A 16,658-nucleotide genomic window follows, 5' to 3' on the forward strand; every position below is an offset into this window, starting at 1 on the left:
GTTATATCGAGTGTCAAGCAGAGCTGACGGAGAGGAAGTCATCTCTGCGGGGCGTGAAGCAGTCGATAAGCTCTCCTGCCTCCAGGCATTCGCAGCCATGTTCCGTGTTTCCGGGGATTACAAGGCTGTCGCCAGTCTTCAATTCGTAGGCCTGGCCATTGCGAAAGAAGCGGAATTTGCCGTGCGCCACATATGTCGATTGTACGTGTGGGTGGCGGTGGAGCTTGCCTTTCGCACCGCGTTCGAAGCGAAAGGAGACGACCATGAGCTCAGGCGATTCTGAAAGGACCTGACGGGTGACGCCAGTATCGGTCGAAATCGAGGGGAAAGTGGGAAGAGACATGCGGACCTCATTGATGATGTATGACAACATCACCATACATGTCCTTTCCTGTATGACAACTCTGTGCGTCTATTAAACTGCGTCGGGGGTCATGGTGCGGGAACGCAAGAGCGCATTGTACCGATCGAGGCTTCCCCGCAAGTGGGCGCGCATACGCTGGCGCGCCGCTTCAGCGTTGCCTTCGATAATTGCTTCAACGATCTGGCCATGCTCCTCCTGAAGATGGAGGTTGTAGTCCTTCGGGCGCGAGCCCGGCGCGGAGCCCTGCAATTCGCCGCGCGGAATGATTCCGGTGCGGATCAGTTGGAGAAACTCCGGAAAGCGGCGGTTCTGCGTCGCTTCCGCAATCGCCAGGTGAAGCTCGAAATCCGCATCGCGCGTGGGATTGCCAGTCGCCAGGCACTCGCCAACACGATGATGGGCCTCCAGAATAGTTTCGATCTGGGCGGGCGAACGGCGCGCGGCCGCCAGCCCAGCCGATTCGACCTCGAAAACCGTTCGAAGTTCGAGAAGTTCTATAACCGACGAAATGCGCTCGGTCTTCAAATCCTTGAAAGGTTGGTCCTTTTCCGGCTGTATCTCAAGGGCAAAGATGCCGGCGCCCTTGCGCGCTTCGACCAGGCCGTCGGCGCGGAGGATGGCAATCGCTTCCCGCACGACTGTACGGCTGACGGAATACTCGCGGGTCAGAGCGCTTTCGCTCGGAAGCCTATCGCCGGGGCGAAACACGCCTTCCGCCAGATCGCGACGCAGCGCGGCGCTAATTTTTGCCGCAAGCGACGTGCCACGCTCCATAGTATTCACGGCTTCCATTTTTGTCCCAACATGCCTAAACCTGTCTGGCATGTTAGCCGTTATCTGTTCGAATGCAAGTGCGGCTCTCTCAACCTGTGTTAGTGCAAGGTTCGCCGCATGGAGCGATATCGTGTCTGGCCGTTCTGCAGGTGATCGCGCATGGCCGCGCGAGTCAGTATCTCATCACCGCTTTGGAGCGCGTCGAGTATCGCCTCGTGTTCATCGAAAGCTGGCGCATCGCGCCGGAGGGAAGGGTGGCTTCTTTTCCGTCGCCGGAGACCGGACGGCGCGAAGCGCCGCCAATCCGGCCGCATCGCCTTCGACTGCCGCTCTGATTTCTAGCATCTCGATCAATGATGAGTTACGGGAGATCGACGTTGTGAAAGGGATATCTCGCAGCCGGGGCAGGCTCCAGCACGAAAACGTCGACACCGTGCCGTGCCTCGACCAATCCGTCGGAACAGTCGCTTCTCTTACGACGACCTCAAAATCTTGGGTTAGTTTGCGCCTCTGATGGCACCGGTCGCCGGGTCGGTAGCGGCCCTTGGCGAAATGGTAGCGCAGATCGTCGGTAACCTTTGCCACTAGGGTCCTGGGCCGCTGGGCGTCCGGATCGGATCTTTGGATACGTCGAAAGCTGGCGGACGAGGCAATCGCTCCTCAATCCGATAGCAAATCAGCAGGCAAAAGCCCGTCGGGTACATTCTGATAGGATACGGGCCTCAGAAATCTGCGGATCGCCATAGTTCCGACCGAGGTCGCGCCGAAATTCGTAGAGGCCGGATAAGGCCCGCCATGAACCATGGCGTCGCAGACCTCCACGCCCGTGGGAAATCCGTTCACAAGAACACGGCCGGCCTTGCGCTCCAGGATGGGCATAAGTTTGCGCGCAAGATCGGTGTCTCCATCGTTGAGATGGAGAGTTGCGGTCAGTTGGCCATCGAAACGCCTGGCGACGGCGATCAGTTCTTCAATGCTTTCGACCGTGACGATGAGGCCGAGCGGGCCGAACACTTCTTCTGATAGCGTGTGATTGGCGAGCCAGTCCCGTGCCGAGACGAGGAAGAGATTGGGTGTGACGTTGCGCCGATCGCTACTGGACGTGAAGACGTCGCGAACCCCGTTGCCTGAGGCGATGCGATCGCGCCCATTGCGATACGCCTTGGCAATCCCATCCGTCAGCATCACTTGCGCGCCGATCTGCGAAAGCGCGGCTCGCACGCTTTCCGCAAACGCTGGCGCCTCGCCGGCTGAGATGACGGCAATGCCTGGATTGGTGCAGAATTGTCCGGCACCCATCGTCAACGAGCTTGCCCAACCCTTAGCTATCTCCTCGCAGCCGACCTTGCCGGCCTCAGGCAGGATGAACATGGGGTTGACCGAACCCAGTTCGCCGAAGAAGGGGATTGGTTCCGGGCGCTGGGCACATAGGTCGAAAAGCGCGCGGCCACCTGCAAGGGAGCCGGTAAAGCCGACGGCCTTGATCAGAGGGTGTGTAACGAGGCCAGTGCCGACGTCCCGGCGGCCGCCCTGGATGAGGGAGAATGCGCCGGGGTGAACCCCTTGCTTCCTGATCGCGGCATGGGCGGCCTCGGCAACCACCTCGCTCGTCCCTGGATGGGCGGAATGGCCCTTGACGACGACGGGGCACCCGGCGGCAAGGGCCGACGCGGTATCGCCGCCCATCGTTGAGAAGGCCAGCGGAAAATTGGAGGCACCGAACACCGCAATCGGACCGACTGGTCGCTGAAGCAGTCGGATATCGGGGCGCGGCAGGGGCTTTCTTTCCGGCAATGCCGCATCGCGGCGTCTGTCGAGATAGTCGCCTTTTCGGACATGGGCTGCAAAGAGCCGGAGTTGGCCGGTGGTGCGCCCACGTTCTCCTTCTAGCCGGGCTGCCGGCAGACCGGTTTCAGCGCTGCCGATCTCGGTAATGGCCGCCCCGCGGCTTTCTATCTCATCGGCAATGGTTTCGAGAAAGGCGGCGCGCTCTTTCCGGCTGGAGTAGCCATAGGACCAGAACGCTTCCTCGGCCGCTTTCGCGGCCCTGTCGACCAGATCGATCGTGCCAACGGAAAACTTAAACGCGGCGCCATGGGCAGGTTCGCTGCTGAATGTCTGCTCGGTCGCGATCCACTCGCCCGCAACGAGGTGTTTGCCGTGAGGGGTGAAGGTCATTGTCACTCCTTGAAGATGGGATTGTCGGTAAAGGCACCGCCTTGAAAGCGCGCCATTGATCTATCGGGGGTTGGCTTTTTCACGTTCGTTTCGATTTGCTTGCGCCAGGCCTCGGCGTTGTCTTTCGCCATCCAGCCGAGCCAAGCCAGATGCGAATTATCCCACCAGCAGGCGTCGTTTGCTGAAACGCCCCAAATGACTGGGCAGCCAAGCACTGGTGCGCGGAAAATGGCTTCGATCAGCGATGCGAAGTCGCCATGGGAAAACCAGGTTGACAGCATCCGGTGGTCCATCGGTTCCGCTGTACAGGAACCAATGCGCACGAGTGCCGTCTCCTGTCCGAACTTGTCGAAGTACAGGCGGGCGAGCGATTCACCGAAGCATTTGGAGACGCCATAGAGCCCGTCGGGCCGACACGGTGCATCGGGCCAAAGTCGAGCAGTCTGCGGATAGTAGCCGATCGTGTGGTTTGAACTTGCAAAGATGATACGGGGCAAGCCATGGGCGCGAGCGGCCTCGTAGAGATTGTAGAGGCCGACGATGTTGCTTGAGACAACCTCGTTGAACGGGCGTTCGACGGAGATCCCGCCGAGGTGCACGATACCGTCGCAGCCCGCTACCATCTCGTCGACCGCTCCCGGTTCGGCGAGATCGCAGTGCAGCCATTCCTCGTTGGGGCCGGTGGCCTCCGCCGGTGCGATGTCGGCAAGCCGGATTGTTTCGGCAAGCGACGCTAGTCGCGGTCGCAAGGCGCGACCAAGCGCGCCGGCCGCGCCCGTGATCAGGAGGCGCTTCATTCGGGTCTTGACCTTGAACATGTTATCATACAATACGGACTAACATGTATTATCTCTTGTCCGCAATACCCCAAAGGAGGACCGAATGCTGACCGTCGAAACCAGGCAGGCCGTCAATCCGGACTATGCGCGAGCGCTCGACACGGAGGGCCTGCGCAAGCATTTCCTGGCGCAGGATATGTTCCGTCCCGGTGAGATCCGGCTGATCTACACGCATTACGATCGCTTCGTTATGGGTGGTGCCGTTCCAGGCGGCGCCACGGTGACGCTCGACCGGGTCGAGGAAACGAAGACGCCGTCCTTCCTTGACCGGCGCGAAATGGGCATCGTGAACATCGGTGAGGCCGGTACGGTGACGGCCGGCGATGAGACATACGCCCTCAGCCGCGGCGACGTGCTCTATCTCGGAGCCGGTTCCGGTGCGGTGACGTTTGCCGGGCGCGGGCGTTTCTACATCGTCTCCTGCCCGGCGCACCGCACCCTGCCGGCGCGGCTTGTGACACTCGGTGAAAGCAAGGAGGTCAAGCTTGGCGCGGCGGAAACCTCCAACAAGCGGACCATCAATCAGTTCATTCACCCGCTCGTGATGGAAAGCTGCCAGCTCGTGCTCGGCTACACAACGCTCGAAGACGGCTCCGTTTGGAACACGATCCCCTCCCACGTGCATGACCGCCGCATGGAGGCCTATCTCTATTTTGGCATGGACGAAAAATCTCGCGTGCTCCATCTGATGGGTGAGCCGCAGCAGACGAGGCATCTCTTTGTCGCCAACGAGGAAGGTGCGATCTCGCCGCCATGGTCGATCCACTCGGGTGCGGGCATCGGCTCTTACACCTTCATCTGGGCGATGGCCGGCGATAACATCGACTACACGGACATGGATTTCATTCAACCGGCGGACCTGCGATGAAAAATCTCTTTTCTCTTGAAGGACATAAGGCTCTCGTCACGGGGGCGAACACCGGTCTTGGTCAAGCGATTGCTGTTGGCCTGGCTCAGGCGGGAGCTGAGGTCGTCTGCGCTGCACGCAGAGCGCCCGACGAGACCCTCGCACTCATCGACAAAGCCGGGGGAAGGGCGACCGCCCTTGCGCTTGATTTCGCCAATCCGATGGCAGCAGCCGGAATCTTTGCCGGCGCGGGATTCGACATTCTCGTCAACAACGCAGGCATCATCCGTCGCGCGGACGCGGTCGACTTTACCGAAGCGGATTGGGATGCAGTTATGGATGTGAACCTCAAGGCACTGTTCTTCACGACGCAGGCTTTTGCCAGGGAGCTGCTTGCGAAGGGCATGCCCGGCAAGGTGGTCAACATCGCTTCGCTGCTTTCCTTCCAGGGCGGAATTCGCGTGCCGTCCTACACCGCCGCCAAGCATGGCGTTGTGGGTGTCACGAAGCTTCTCGCCAACGAATGGGCGTCAAAAGGCATCAACGTCAATGCGGTTGCGCCCGGCTACATCGAGACGAACAACACCGAGGCCTTGAGGGCAGACCCCGATCGCAACAAGGCAATACTCGAACGGATTCCGGCAGGCCGCTGGGGCCGCGCCGAAGACATTGCCGGCGCGACGGTGTTCCTGTCGTCGGCGGCTGCAAACTACGTCCATGGTGCGGTCTTGAATGTTGATGGCGGCTGGCTGGCGCGTTAGCTGCCAACTTGTATGACTACTTGTATGATGACTATTGACATTAGTGTGATGAGCCGGCTATTGGGAGTCATCAACCAAAGAGGAAACCAACGTTATGACCCCTGAGCAAATCAAGGCCGCACTTGGATCGGGCCTGCTTTCGTTCCCGGTGACGCATTTCGATGCGGAGGGTCGTTTTGCGTCCGACAGCTACCGGGCGCATGTCGAGTGGCTGGCCGGCTACAAGGCGCCGGTGCTGTTTGCCGCCGGCGGCACCGGCGAGTTCTTCTCGCTGAAGCCGGAGGAAATCCCCGGCATCGTCCGGGCGGCCAAGGATGTTGCCGGCGACACGGCGATCGTGTCGGGCTGCGGCTATGGCACCGAGATGGCGGTCGACATCGCCCGCTCGGTCGAGCGCGTCGGCGCCGACGGCATCCTGCTTCTGCCGCACTACCTGATCGATGCGCCGCAGGAAGGGCTTTATGCCCATGTGAAGACGATCTGCCAGTCGGTCGGCATCGGCGTCATGGTCTATAACCGCGACAATGCGGTGTTGCAGGCCGACACGCTGGCGCGGCTCTGCGACGAATGCCCGAACCTGATCGGCTTCAAGGATGGCACCGGCGATATCGGGCTGGTGCGCCAGGTCACCGCCAAGATGGGCGACCGGCTGATGTATCTCGGCGGCATGCCGACGGCGGAACTGTTTGCCGAGGCCTATCTCGGTGCCGGCTTCACCACCTATTCCTCGGCCGTCTTCAATTTCGTGCCGGGCCTTGCCAACGAATTCTATTCAGCCCTTCGCGCCGGCGAGCGCGCCACCTGCGAGCGCATCCTCAACGAGTTCTTTTATCCGTTCATGGCCATCCGCAACCGCGCCAAGGGCTATGCCGTGTCGGCGATCAAGGCCGGCGTACGGCTGCAGGGTTTCGATGCCGGTCCGGTGCGTGCGCCGCTGAAAGACCTGACCGAGGAGGAGGTCGCCATGCTCGACGCGCTCATCGGTGCGAACAAGCGTCGGAAATGAGCGTATTGCGAGGATAGCCCATGAAGATCGTCGCCGTCCGTACCCATCTTCTCGAACATCGGCTGGCCGTGCCGTTCGAAAGCGCCTCCATGCGTTTTGACCGTCGCGCCCATGTGCTGGTCGAGATCGAATGCGACGACGGCACGATCGGCTGGGGCGAATGCCTCGGGCCGGCGCGCCCGAATGCGGCGGTGGTTGCCGCCTACACCCCCTGGCTGATCGGCCAGGATCCGCGCCAGACGGAAAAGCTCTGGGCGATCCTCTACAATGCGCTGCGCGATCAAGGCCAGCGCGGGCTTGCGATCACCGCCCTTTCCGGCATCGACATCGCGCTCTGGGACATCAAGGGCAAACACTATCGTGCCTCCGTCTCGATGCTGCTTGGCGGGCGCTGGCGCGAGAGCGTGCGCGCCTATGCGACCGGCAGCTTCAAGCGCGACGGCGTCGACCGGGTCTCCGACAATGCGCTGGAGATGGCGGAGCGCCGGGCGCAAGGGTTCCACGCCTGCAAGATCAAGATCGGCTTCGGCATCGACGAAGACCTGCGGGTCATCCGGGCGGTGCGCGAGGCGATCGGCGACCAGATGCGGCTGATGATCGACGCCAACCATGGCTACACCGTCACCGAGGCGATCCGGCTCGGCAAGGCGGCGGCCGACTACGACATCGACTGGTTCGAGGAACCGGTGGTGCCGGAACAGCTCTCGGCCTATCGCGAAGTGCGTGCCGGCCAGCCGATCCCGGTGGCCGGCGGCGAGACCTGGCACAGCCGCTACGGCATGTGGCCGGCGATCGAAAGCCGGGCCGTCGATATCCTGCAGCCGGACCTTTGCGGCTGCGGTGGTTTTTCCGAAATGGCGAAGATCGCAAGCCTTGCGACGCTGCACGGCGTGCGCATCGTGCCGCATGTCTGGGGCACGGGCGTGCACATCGCTGCCGCGTTGCAGTTCATGGCGGCGATGACGCCGGATCCGGTGCGGGTCAATCCCATCGAGCCGATCCTGGAGTTCGACCGGACGGAAAACCCGTTCCGCCAGGCGGTGCTGAAGACGCCGATCGAGGCGGTGGGCGGTGACGTTGCCATTCCCGACGCACCCGGCCTTGGTATCGAGATCGACCGCGACGCACTCGCCCAGTTCAAGATGCCCGGAACGTGAGAGCCAGGTGGACGTGCGTGCCGCATGGGGCCCTGTCCGAACTTGCCGGGCATGTTCTCCGGCTCGTGGCGATACACATGGGTGCGTGTCGGTCCGGCTTAGCGCCAAACACACTCCCACCTAGTCGCCCGCAAGTCCGTCGGCAAGCATAAGGGCCTGTTCGTGTTCGTCGAGGTGCATGAGGCCACCGTCTCGGCTTTGTCGAACCCTTCTCATGTGATCGCGTGGACTGAGGCCCAGAGTTCGCTTGAACATCCGTGAGAAGTAGTAGGGGTCGGGGTAGCCGACTTCCGCGGCTGCAGAGGAAACCGAAAGCCCTGCTTCGAGAAAGTGCATTGCCCGCTCCATGCGTTTCAGTTCCTGGTATTTGCGCGGTGTACGCGCTACGCGTTTCTGGAACTCCCGCAGGAAGTAATCGCGATTGTAGGGAGATGCTTCGACCGCCTTTGTCGCAATATCCGGGTCGAGCGGATTGGCGGAAATCATCGTTGCCGCCTTCATGACGGCGAGATCGATCGCATCTGCTCCCTCGGGCTGGTAGGTGGCATGGTCTCGCCAGCCGATGAACGCATCTTCGATGAAGGCGATCAGCAGAACCATGAACAGGTGGTGCTGACCAAGCGTCACGGAAGAGGGCGGCGCGCTTTGACGATAGTGGCGCGCCAGCGGCTCAAGCAACCCCCACCGCGCCAGCCTCAGCTTCGGCACCAAATCCATCTGCTCGATCAGGTTGTGACGGCCGTAAATATCAAGTGTGAAATGCTGGGCGAGGCCGCGATATGTCTCCGGTCCCTCGCTCCATCCGATGAAGCGCTGCCCGCGGGAAATCAGCATGGCATCGCCCGGCTCCATCACGTGTGGCTCTCCATCGACCAGATAGTGACCGCGCCCTTCAAGGCAGATGACGAGGTCGTCGACCGGGTTCGACTTGTCGATGCGCCAAGTCTGCGAATGCTCCATGCGGATAGCCGCTCGGGTCAGATTAAGCGTCAGCGCCGCCGGCGGAATAGCAGAGAGAATTCCACCTTCAATTTCGTCCATCTTTTTCCTCGCCTTTGTGAATTCATTCTGTGACAAAAATGCGTGAGTGTCATCGCAGAAATGCATGCACGCACCGCATCGAACTGGGAGGAGATCGGTCAGCGGACGGGGAGGGGGCTACAGCCTGCGCCTGTCTGCACCGTTCCGGGAGCGTAATTTGTACGAAACCGTATCTAAAATGGCCGCTCTTCAGCGCCGTCCGGGAGGGCCGGCATGAAAGGGCAGCGTCTTTTGGGGCTTGGCTATCTGGCGCCCTACATTATCGGCCTGTTGATCTTCACGGCTATTCCGTTCATCGGCTCATTCTATCTGAGCTTCACGAGCTATGACCTGATGAGCGAACCGCGCTGGACAGGTGTCGCCAACTATGAGCGGCTGTTTACCCGCGACCGCACCTTCATCAAGTCGCTCAACGTGACGCTTCTTTACGTCTTCATCACCGTGCCTCTGAAGCTCGCCTTTGCGCTCTTCATCGCGGCCATTCTAAATCATAGGTTGACGTTTATCGGTCTTTTTCGAACGGCATTCTACGTGCCTTCGATCCTTGGAGGCTCGATCGCGATCGCCGTTCTGTGGCGCTATGTCTTCGCCTCGGACGGTCTTGCGAACATGGCGCTCGCGACCCTTGGTCTTGCGCCCGTCGATTGGTTCGGCGATCCCGTGAACGCGCTCTTCACGATCACGCTACTGCGCTGCTGGCAGTTCGGCTCGGCCATGGTGATCTTCCTTGCCGCCCTGCAGTCGATCGACAAGTCGCTCTATGAAGCGGCCGCGATCGATGGCGCAGGCAAGGTGCGCACCTTCTTCTGGATTACCTTGCCTCTGCTGACGCCCGTCATTTTCTTCAACCTGATCATGCAGATGGTTCAGGCGTTTCAGGAGTTTAACGGTCCTTACATCATCACCCAGGGGGGGCCGCTGAAGGCGACCTATCTGCTTCCGCTTTATATCTATGACGAGGCCTTCAAGAAGTTCAACATGGGCTACGCCTCGTCCATCGCCTGGGTGCTCTTCACCATCATTACCTTGCTGACCCTTGTTGCCTTCTGGTCTTCGAAGAAGTGGGTCTATTACGCCGGCGACAAGAGGAGCTGACGAGATGACCGATCTTCAAGTTCTCAACGATCGCCTGGCCGCCCGCAGGGCAAGGCTCCGCCTGTTCTCCACGACGGTTCGCTATGTGCTGCTGTTTTCCGTTGGCTTCGTCATGCTCTACCCGCTGATCTGGCTGGTTGGCGCGAGTTTCAAGACGAATTCGGAGATCTTTTCGGGCGCCGGCTTCATGCCGACAAGTCCGACCGCTGACGGCTATGTAAAGGGCTGGCAGACGTCGACGCCCTATACCTTCGGTCGGTTCTTCTGGAATTCCTTCCTGATTATCCTGCCGAAAGTGATTGGCACGGCGATCTCCTGCACGATGGCGGCCTATGCTTTCGCACGGTTCGACTTTCCGCTGAAGAAGATCCTCTTCGGTTCGGTCATCGCCATCCTGCTTCTGCCAAATGTCGTAACACGCATTCCGCAGTATATTCTTTTCCGCGATCTCGGCTGGCTTGACACGTTTCTACCGCTCTGGGTGCCCTCGGCCTTCGCAGGCGATGCCTTCTTCGTCTTCATGCTGGTGCAGTTCCTGCGCTCGCTTCCGACGGATATGGAAGAGGCGGCTCGTGTCGACGGTGCCAACAGTCTCCAGACTTTGATCTACATCGTCGTCCCCATGCTCGCGCCGGCGCTGATTTCAGTCTGTCTGTTTCAGTTTATGTGGACCATGAACGATTTCCTCGGGCCGCTGATCTACCTGTCGTCGGTCGACAAATATCCCGTGAGCCTCGCGCTCAAACTTTCCATCGACACCACCGAAGCCTTCGAATGGAACCGCATTCTCGCAATGTCGGTGCTGACGATCACACCCGCCTTGGTCGTCTTCTTCGCTGCGCAACGGTACTTCATTGAAGGGATCTCCTCCGGGGGAGTCAAAGGCTGAACATGGCTAAGGTCCAACTGAAGAATCTCGAGAAGGTCTATGGCAACGCCTTCAAGGCCGTGCACGGCATCAACCTCGATATCGAGGATGGTGAGTTCATGGTCTTCGTCGGCCCCTCCGGCTGCGCCAAATCCACCACGCTGCGCATGGTCGCCGGGCTCGAGGAGATATCGGGAGGCGAGGTCGTGATCGGCGACCAGCGGGTCAACGACTTGCCGCCCGGCAAACGCTCCATCGCTATGGTGTTCCAGAACTACGCGCTCTACCCGCACATGAAGGTGCGCGGTAATCTGGCTTTTGGTCTGAAGATTGCCGGCAAGCCAAGGGCGGAAATCGACGCAGCCATCGATCACGTGGCCAAAATCCTTGAAATCGAGCCGTTGCTCGATCGATTGCCGAAGCAGCTTTCCGGCGGCCAGGCTCAGCGCGTGGCGCTTGGGCGTGCCTTGATCAAGAAGCCCGGGGTCTTCCTGTTCGACGAGCCGCTTTCCAATCTCGACGCCAAGCTGCGCGCTTCGATGCGTGTCCGCATCACCGACCTGCACCGCCAGCTCAAGGCCGAAGGCTTATCCTCGACCGTAATTTACGTGACACACGACCAGACCGAGGCGATGACGATGGGCGATCGTATCTGCGTCATGCAGTCGGGTCGCATCATGCAGGTGGCGACGCCGAAGGAACTCTACAATCGCCCGGCGAACCTTTTCGTTGCCGGCTTCATTGGTAGCCCGGAGATGAACCTCATCGATGCAAGGCTCGACGGTGGGGACGTCTCGATCGGCAGCCAGCGTCTGCCACTTGGCTCCAACCTCGAGACGCGGCTTTCGTCGAGGCCCGCTGAGGCTGTGTTCGGCATACGCCCGCAACATCTCTCGCTTGCCGCCGACGGCGCGGCATTTTCGGCGAAGCTGACCAATGCCGAGTTCATGGGGCATGAAGTCTACCTGCACGCCGATCTTGAGGGGCGAAAGTTCGTGAGCGTGGTGGGGGCTGCCGAATTCGAGGCTCTGGGACGCTCGGATGTGATCCGCCTGCGCCCGGACCCTGCCCAACTGCATGTTTTCGACAAGACCGATGGCCGCAACGTGTCGCTTTGAGGAGGCGCCGCGTCGTTCAATTCCAAGGAGGAGAAGGCAATGAGAATGACAGCAAAGATCGCCGCGCTTGCCGGCGTCGCATATGGCGCTCTTGCGCTCGCCACGGCAGCGCACGCGGCTGAATTGCGTATGGCGTGGTGGGGTGGCGAGAGCCGCCACGTTGCCACCCAGAAGGCGATCGCAGCGTGCGGTGAAAAATATGGCCATACAGTCAAGGGCGAGTTCACCGGTTTTGACGGCTACCTCGAAAAGCTGACGACCCAGATGGCCGGCAAGACCGAAGCGGATATCGTGCAGGTCAACTGGCCGTGGCTACCGCTGTTTTCAAAAAATGGCGACGGTTTTGCCGACTTGCGGACGCTGAAGGCGATCGACCTTTCCAACTGGAGCGACGCCGATCTCGCGGCAGGCTCCATGAACGGGGTCCTGCAGGGGCTTTCCGTCTCGACCACCGGCCGCGTCTTCTTCTTCAACGCCACGACCTTCGAGAAGGCCGGGGTGCCCATCCCGAAAACCTGGGACGAGTTCTTTGCCGCAACGGCCACGATCAAGGAAAAGCTCGGCAAGGACTACTACACCTTCAACGCCGTCAAGGAGACCGCACAACTTCTAACGACGCTGGCCGTCGTCCAAAAGACCGGCAAGGACCTCGTCGATCCCGAGACCAATCGTGTCGCCTGGACACCGGAGGAACTGGCCGAAGGCATTTCCTTCCTCGGCAAGCTGGTCGAGACCGGCGCCATCCGTTCCCAGAAGGAAGAGGCAGCCGATGGCAACGTCAATCTGTTCGAGAAGCCCGCCTGGGCCGAGGGTAAGGTCGCCGGTTCCTATGAATGGGACTCAACCTATTCCAAGTATGCCGATCCGTTGAAGGACGGTCAGGTGCTGGCGCCGGTGCCGATGCTTAAGCTCGCTGACGCGGTAACGGAAGGCGTCTACCGCAAACCGTCCATGGTGTTCTCGATCTCGAAGAATTCGAAGGACCCGGCGGCGGCGGCTCAAATCGTCAACTGCCTTTTGAACGAACCGGAAGGCATCGATGCGCTCGGCACCTCTCGCGGTCTGCCGGCGTCGAAGGCCGCTGCAGCCCGCCTTGGCGAAAAGGGCGAGCCCGAGGTCCGTGCCGCCAACGCCATCGTGCTCGCCGCAGGCGGTCCGACGGTTTCGCCGTTCAATGAACACCCGGAGATCCGCGCCGCCTTCATCGATACGCTCGAGGAATACGCCTATGGGCAGCTCGATGCTAAGGAGGCGGCAGAACAGATCATCGATACGGTGAATGACGTTCTCGCCAAGTTTGACTGATTGCTAAGACTGCCCGTCGCGGCGGGCGTCACTGCGCCCTGCGGGGAGCCTACACGAGAAGAGATCATGACCCGACCATCCATCATCGCGCTGTCGGCGCGAACGGCGGCGCTTTGCCTGCCGGCACGCGGAGCGCTCTATCTCCTGCCGGCGGCAGCGAAGTGGCGCCTTTCCTCGTCCGACGCGGACGAACAGGTGCGGCAGGGAGAGACCTCTCTTGCTGTGCCGCTTTTGCACGAGCTTCAACCTCGCGCACGTTATCGCTTCGAAGCGGAAGGGTTTGAAGCTGTCGAATTTGACACCCCGTCCTGCGCGGGGCTCGTCGATGCAGGCGAGTTCGGTCTCGTTCGCGATATCCATCCTGACGATATCGAGGGCGCACGCCGCAACGCCGCTGCCCTTCGAGAGGCTGTTGCTGCGGTTCCCGAGGGCGGTACGCTCAGGCTGCCGGCCGGGGTCTGGACGGCATTTCCCCTCGCACTCAAGAGCGGCATGACCTTCCATCTTTCCCAAGGGTCGGTCTTGCGGGCGCCTTCGGGTCGGGCCGGATGGCCCGTCCTGGTCGCCCGTGACACGTCCGGCGAGATGTTGGGGAGCTGGGAAGGCCTTCCGGCTGACTGTTTCGCAGCTCCGCTTCATGCCGTTGGCGTGACAGCGCTGACAATCGAGGGGCAAGGCACGCTCGACGGATCCGGCGACAGGGGGGACTGGTGGACCTGGCCGAAAGAAACGCGCGGCGGTGCACGCCGCCCGCGCGGCCTTCATCTCGCCTCCTGCTCCGATGTGACGCTTCTTGGTTTCACCATCCGCAATGCACCGTCCTGGACGATCCATCCGCAGGGCTGCAGACGATTGACGGCGGCAGGGCTTTTCATCTCCGCTCCGGCCGACAGCCCGAACACCGATGGCTTCAATCCCGAAAGCTGCCAGGATGTGACGATCGCCGGCGTGCGCTTCTCCGTCGGGGATGATTGCATTGCCGTTAAAGCCGGCAAGCGCGGGCAGAACGGCGAGGGCGAGCATCTCAGCGAAACGCGGGGCGTGCGCGTGAGCCATTGCCTGATGGAGCGCGGTCACGGCGGTCTCGTTATCGGCTCGGAAATGTCCGGCGGCGTGCATGATGTCGCCGTCGAGAATTGCGTGATGGTCGGTACCGATCGCGGGCTGCGTATCAAGACGCGGCGTGGGCGCGGTGGCGCGATTACCGGAATCACGATGCGCCACGTTCTTATGGATGGCGTCGAGACTGCGCTCTCCGCCAACGCCCACTACCATTGCGATCCGGATGGCCACGACACCTGGGTGCAATCGCGTCGGCCGGCTCCGGTGGATGCGGGTACGCCCATCATCGATGGCGTCACGATCGAGGACGTCGAGATCCGGGATCTAGCCCATGCTGCCGGCGCCTTCCTCGGCTTGCCGGAGGCCCCAATCCGCAACATCAAAATTCGCCGCCTCAAAATTGCGTCCTTCGATCCGAAGGCGGCGGCCGCCCCTCCCATCATGGCTGACCATGTCCGCCCGATGCGCCACGAAACCATCGTCTCGGAACAGGCGGAGGTCGATTGCGACGACCTGGCGCTCCTGAGCGCGGCCGCAATATCAACGTCCTTCGAGTGAGACCTCCCATGAACCCGACCGACTATTTTGACGAGTTTGCGCAGCGCTACCGGCCCTATAAGGGTGGAAGCTGGTGCTACGAGGATGGCTGCCTCTACCGAGGTCTGCAGCTTCTTTTTCAGGCAACGGGCGAGAAGCGTTGGATGGACCATCTGCACCGGCTGGCCGATCGGCAAATTGGGGCGGATGGTACGCTCCTCGGCTACGATCCCGCGGAATACAACATCGACCACATCCTGGCGGGCCGACCGCTCTTCGCCTTGGCCAGGGATACGGGCGACAGCCGGTACCTCGCGGCGGCAGAACAACTGGCCGGCCAACTCGAAAGCCATCCGCGGATTCCCCAAGGCAACTACTGGCACAAGCAGCGTTATCCCCATCAGGTCTGGCTTGACGGGCTCTACATGGGCTTGCCGTTTCAAATCGAATATGCGCTCGCCACAGACAAGCCGTGGTTGATTACTGACGCTCTCCGGCAATTGTCGACGGCGCTTTCGCTAACGGCGACCCCGGCCGGCCTTTATGTTCATGGCTACGACGACAGCCGAAAACAGCGGTGGGCCGATCCGGAGACAGGCAAATCGCCTGCCGTCTGGGCACGCGCTGTTGGCTGGCTGGCCATGGCACTCGTGGATGCGCTGGCGCTTCTCCCTGACGACGAAATCTCCCGTCCTCATCGGTTGCGGGCGCGCCAGCTTTTGGGGGAGCTCATGGCGCGGCAGACATCGTCTGGTCTCTGGATGCAGGTGCTCGACGCACCGAACCTTGAAGGCAACTACGAGGAAAGCTCTGCCTCCGCCATGTTTGCCTATGCGTTGATCCGCGCTGCACGTCTTGGCCTCGTCGAACCCGATCGGGTGCCAGAGACCATCGCGGCCGGGCGCCGCGCACTCGGTGCTTTGCTCTCCATGCGGCTCGTTGCCGACACCGAGGGCATAACCAGGATGACGACGATCGTCTGCGTTGCAGGTCTCGGGGGCTTCGAAGGCACGTACAGGGACGGTACGCCCCGCTACTACCTCGCAGAACGGGTGGTGTCCGATGATCCCAAGGGTGTCGGTCCGCTGATGATGGCCTTCGCCGAAAGTGTCATCGATCAGTCGCTCTCACCTGGCACGAGCGTCACCGGCCAGCGCAGCCGCGCAGATCTCTCCGGGTAATTGTCGGGGAAGCCGGCATCGTACACCAAGCAGGGAGACGGCACGTGCTGGGCCAAGTCGCGTAGGGCAGGCTGAAAGCCGTCAATCGGGGCGGCAGCCATGTTTTTACCCACCGGACATTGTAGCGCCCGGCTCACAATGGTGTGTGGCCATCGCCGTTGGCTCGTCGAGCGCCTATGCATTTGCCACATGGGAGCGCTGAGTTTTGAGCGCTGCAACTTACGGAAAGCCTGAGCTATAAGGTGTTCATCGAAGTGAACGAGGCGCCACGGACTGGCGGCCAGGCTTCGAAAGCCCATTGAAAGGGGGATCAAATGAACATCGCACGCTCCATCAACAACTGGCGCAAGTACCGTCAGACGGTCACCGAACTGGGCCGCATGTCGAACCGCGAACTTCGCGACCTCGGCATCGAACGCGCCGACATCGACCGCGTTGCACGCACGGCCTACGCCCGCTAAGGCGACCCACATAGATCGAAGAATTGCCAAGCGCCTGCATCTCCCGCGGGCGCTTTTGCTTTTT

Annotated in this window: 17 protein-coding genes; 11 read left to right on the forward strand and 6 right to left on the reverse strand. The window is 61.1% G+C overall.

What is annotated here, in order from left to right; translation table 11 throughout:
• Positions 1-13: 13 nt before the first annotated feature.
• From ACIQUG_RS22175 to ACIQUG_RS22195, 5 genes are all read right to left on the reverse strand, one after another.
• Positions 14-379, reverse strand: coding sequence for a cupin domain-containing protein (locus ACIQUG_RS22175; RefSeq protein WP_402324140.1), 366 nt, complete (start codon positions 377-379; stop codon positions 14-16).
• A gap of 36 nt (positions 380-415) precedes the next feature.
• Entirely contained in the window at positions 416-1,156 is a 741-nt protein-coding gene (locus ACIQUG_RS22180; protein WP_402324141.1) for a FadR/GntR family transcriptional regulator, read from the reverse strand.
• A gap of 80 nt (positions 1,157-1,236) precedes the next feature.
• Positions 1,237-1,452, reverse strand: coding sequence for an FCD domain-containing protein (locus ACIQUG_RS22185; RefSeq protein WP_402324143.1), 216 nt, complete (start codon positions 1,450-1,452; stop codon positions 1,237-1,239).
• Positions 1,453-1,798: 346 nt separating this feature from the next.
• Positions 1,799-3,316: an aldehyde dehydrogenase (NADP(+)) gene (locus ACIQUG_RS22190; RefSeq protein WP_402324144.1), complete on the reverse strand. Its 1,518-nt coding sequence runs from the start codon at positions 3,314-3,316 to the stop codon at positions 1,799-1,801.
• A 2-nt stretch (positions 3,317-3,318) separates the two neighbouring features.
• On the reverse strand, positions 3,319-4,113 hold the full coding sequence (locus ACIQUG_RS22195) for an NAD-dependent epimerase/dehydratase family protein (RefSeq protein WP_402324627.1): 795 nt from the start codon (positions 4,111-4,113) through the stop codon (positions 3,319-3,321).
• 85 nt (positions 4,114-4,198) lie between these two features.
• On the opposite strand from ACIQUG_RS22195, the gene kduI reads away from it, so the two are divergent.
• From kduI to ACIQUG_RS22215, 4 genes are all read left to right on the forward strand, one after another.
• Positions 4,199-5,023: a 5-dehydro-4-deoxy-D-glucuronate isomerase gene (gene kduI / locus ACIQUG_RS22200; protein ID WP_402324145.1), complete on the forward strand. Its 825-nt coding sequence runs from the start codon at positions 4,199-4,201 to the stop codon at positions 5,021-5,023.
• Positions 5,020-5,763, forward strand: a complete 744-nt coding sequence (gene kduD / locus ACIQUG_RS22205) for a 2-dehydro-3-deoxy-D-gluconate 5-dehydrogenase KduD (RefSeq protein ID WP_402324146.1) — start codon at positions 5,020-5,022, stop codon at positions 5,761-5,763. The genes kduI and kduD overlap by 4 nt, the downstream gene beginning before the upstream one ends.
• A gap of 94 nt (positions 5,764-5,857) precedes the next feature.
• The gene (gene kdgD / locus ACIQUG_RS22210; RefSeq protein ID WP_402324147.1) at positions 5,858-6,769 is read left to right on the forward strand and encodes a 5-dehydro-4-deoxyglucarate dehydratase; all 912 of its coding nucleotides are present in this window, start codon (positions 5,858-5,860) and stop codon (positions 6,767-6,769) included.
• Positions 6,770-6,789: 20 nt separating this feature from the next.
• Positions 6,790-7,926: a mandelate racemase/muconate lactonizing enzyme family protein gene (locus ACIQUG_RS22215; RefSeq protein ID WP_402324148.1), complete on the forward strand. Its 1,137-nt coding sequence runs from the start codon at positions 6,790-6,792 to the stop codon at positions 7,924-7,926.
• A 120-nt stretch (positions 7,927-8,046) separates the two neighbouring features.
• Here the strand turns inward: ACIQUG_RS22215 and ACIQUG_RS22220 are convergent, their stop codons facing one another.
• Positions 8,047-8,967, reverse strand: a complete 921-nt coding sequence (locus ACIQUG_RS22220) for a helix-turn-helix domain-containing protein (RefSeq protein ID WP_402324628.1) — start codon at positions 8,965-8,967, stop codon at positions 8,047-8,049.
• Between the two features lie 213 nt (positions 8,968-9,180).
• Here ACIQUG_RS22220 and ACIQUG_RS22225 point away from each other — a divergent pair, with 213 nt between their 5' ends.
• From ACIQUG_RS22225 to ACIQUG_RS22255, 7 genes are all read left to right on the forward strand, one after another.
• Positions 9,181-10,062, forward strand: coding sequence for a carbohydrate ABC transporter permease (locus tag ACIQUG_RS22225; protein WP_402324150.1), 882 nt, complete (start codon positions 9,181-9,183; stop codon positions 10,060-10,062).
• Between the two features lie 4 nt (positions 10,063-10,066).
• On the forward strand, positions 10,067-10,951 hold the full coding sequence (locus ACIQUG_RS22230) for a carbohydrate ABC transporter permease (protein WP_402324151.1): 885 nt from the start codon (positions 10,067-10,069) through the stop codon (positions 10,949-10,951).
• A 2-nt stretch (positions 10,952-10,953) separates the two neighbouring features.
• Complete coding sequence (locus tag ACIQUG_RS22235; RefSeq protein WP_402324152.1) at positions 10,954-12,048, forward strand: ABC transporter ATP-binding protein; 1,095 nt, start codon at positions 10,954-10,956, stop codon at positions 12,046-12,048.
• Between the two features lie 39 nt (positions 12,049-12,087).
• A complete protein-coding gene (locus tag ACIQUG_RS22240) occupies positions 12,088-13,353 on the forward strand; it encodes an ABC transporter substrate-binding protein (protein WP_402324153.1) in 1,266 nt (421 codons plus the stop codon).
• A 66-nt stretch (positions 13,354-13,419) separates the two neighbouring features.
• Entirely contained in the window at positions 13,420-14,973 is a 1,554-nt protein-coding gene (locus ACIQUG_RS22245; RefSeq protein WP_402324155.1) for a glycoside hydrolase family 28 protein, read from the forward strand.
• A gap of 8 nt (positions 14,974-14,981) precedes the next feature.
• Positions 14,982-16,133: a glycoside hydrolase family 105 protein gene (locus ACIQUG_RS22250; RefSeq protein WP_402324156.1), complete on the forward strand. Its 1,152-nt coding sequence runs from the start codon at positions 14,982-14,984 to the stop codon at positions 16,131-16,133.
• 314 nt (positions 16,134-16,447) lie between these two features.
• Positions 16,448-16,594 (forward strand): DUF1127 domain-containing protein, encoded by a 147-nt coding sequence (locus ACIQUG_RS22255; protein ID WP_402324157.1) that lies wholly within the window; start codon positions 16,448-16,450, stop codon positions 16,592-16,594.
• The last annotated feature ends 64 nt before the right edge of the window (positions 16,595-16,658 follow it).

Source organism: Ensifer sp. NPDC090286 (genome assembly GCF_044769565.1).
Taxonomy (GTDB): Bacteria; Pseudomonadota; Alphaproteobacteria; order Rhizobiales; family Rhizobiaceae; genus Ensifer.

Coding starts and splice junctions, on each gene's coding strand:
- ACIQUG_RS22175 (WP_402324140.1), bottom strand. CDS start 379: ATGGTGATGTTGTCATACATCATCAATGAGGTCCGCATGTCTCTTCCC.
- ACIQUG_RS22180 (WP_402324141.1), bottom strand. CDS start 1,156: ATGGAAGCCGTGAATACTATGGAGCGTGGCACGTCGCTTGCGGCAAAA.
- ACIQUG_RS22185 (WP_402324143.1), bottom strand. CDS start 1,452: ATGCGGCCGGATTGGCGGCGCTTCGCGCCGTCCGGTCTCCGGCGACGG.
- ACIQUG_RS22190 (WP_402324144.1), bottom strand. CDS start 3,316: ATGACCTTCACCCCTCACGGCAAACACCTCGTTGCGGGCGAGTGGATC.
- ACIQUG_RS22195 (WP_402324627.1), bottom strand. CDS start 4,113: ATGAAGCGCCTCCTGATCACGGGCGCGGCCGGCGCGCTTGGTCGCGCC.
- kduI (WP_402324145.1), top strand. CDS start 4,199: ATGCTGACCGTCGAAACCAGGCAGGCCGTCAATCCGGACTATGCGCGA.
- kduD (WP_402324146.1), top strand. CDS start 5,020: ATGAAAAATCTCTTTTCTCTTGAAGGACATAAGGCTCTCGTCACGGGG.
- kdgD (WP_402324147.1), top strand. CDS start 5,858: ATGACCCCTGAGCAAATCAAGGCCGCACTTGGATCGGGCCTGCTTTCG.
- ACIQUG_RS22215 (WP_402324148.1), top strand. CDS start 6,790: ATGAAGATCGTCGCCGTCCGTACCCATCTTCTCGAACATCGGCTGGCC.
- ACIQUG_RS22220 (WP_402324628.1), bottom strand. CDS start 8,967: ATGGACGAAATTGAAGGTGGAATTCTCTCTGCTATTCCGCCGGCGGCG.
- ACIQUG_RS22225 (WP_402324150.1), top strand. CDS start 9,181: ATGAAAGGGCAGCGTCTTTTGGGGCTTGGCTATCTGGCGCCCTACATT.
- ACIQUG_RS22230 (WP_402324151.1), top strand. CDS start 10,067: ATGACCGATCTTCAAGTTCTCAACGATCGCCTGGCCGCCCGCAGGGCA.
- ACIQUG_RS22235 (WP_402324152.1), top strand. CDS start 10,954: ATGGCTAAGGTCCAACTGAAGAATCTCGAGAAGGTCTATGGCAACGCC.
- ACIQUG_RS22240 (WP_402324153.1), top strand. CDS start 12,088: ATGAGAATGACAGCAAAGATCGCCGCGCTTGCCGGCGTCGCATATGGC.
- ACIQUG_RS22245 (WP_402324155.1), top strand. CDS start 13,420: ATGACCCGACCATCCATCATCGCGCTGTCGGCGCGAACGGCGGCGCTT.
- ACIQUG_RS22250 (WP_402324156.1), top strand. CDS start 14,982: ATGAACCCGACCGACTATTTTGACGAGTTTGCGCAGCGCTACCGGCCC.
- ACIQUG_RS22255 (WP_402324157.1), top strand. CDS start 16,448: ATGAACATCGCACGCTCCATCAACAACTGGCGCAAGTACCGTCAGACG.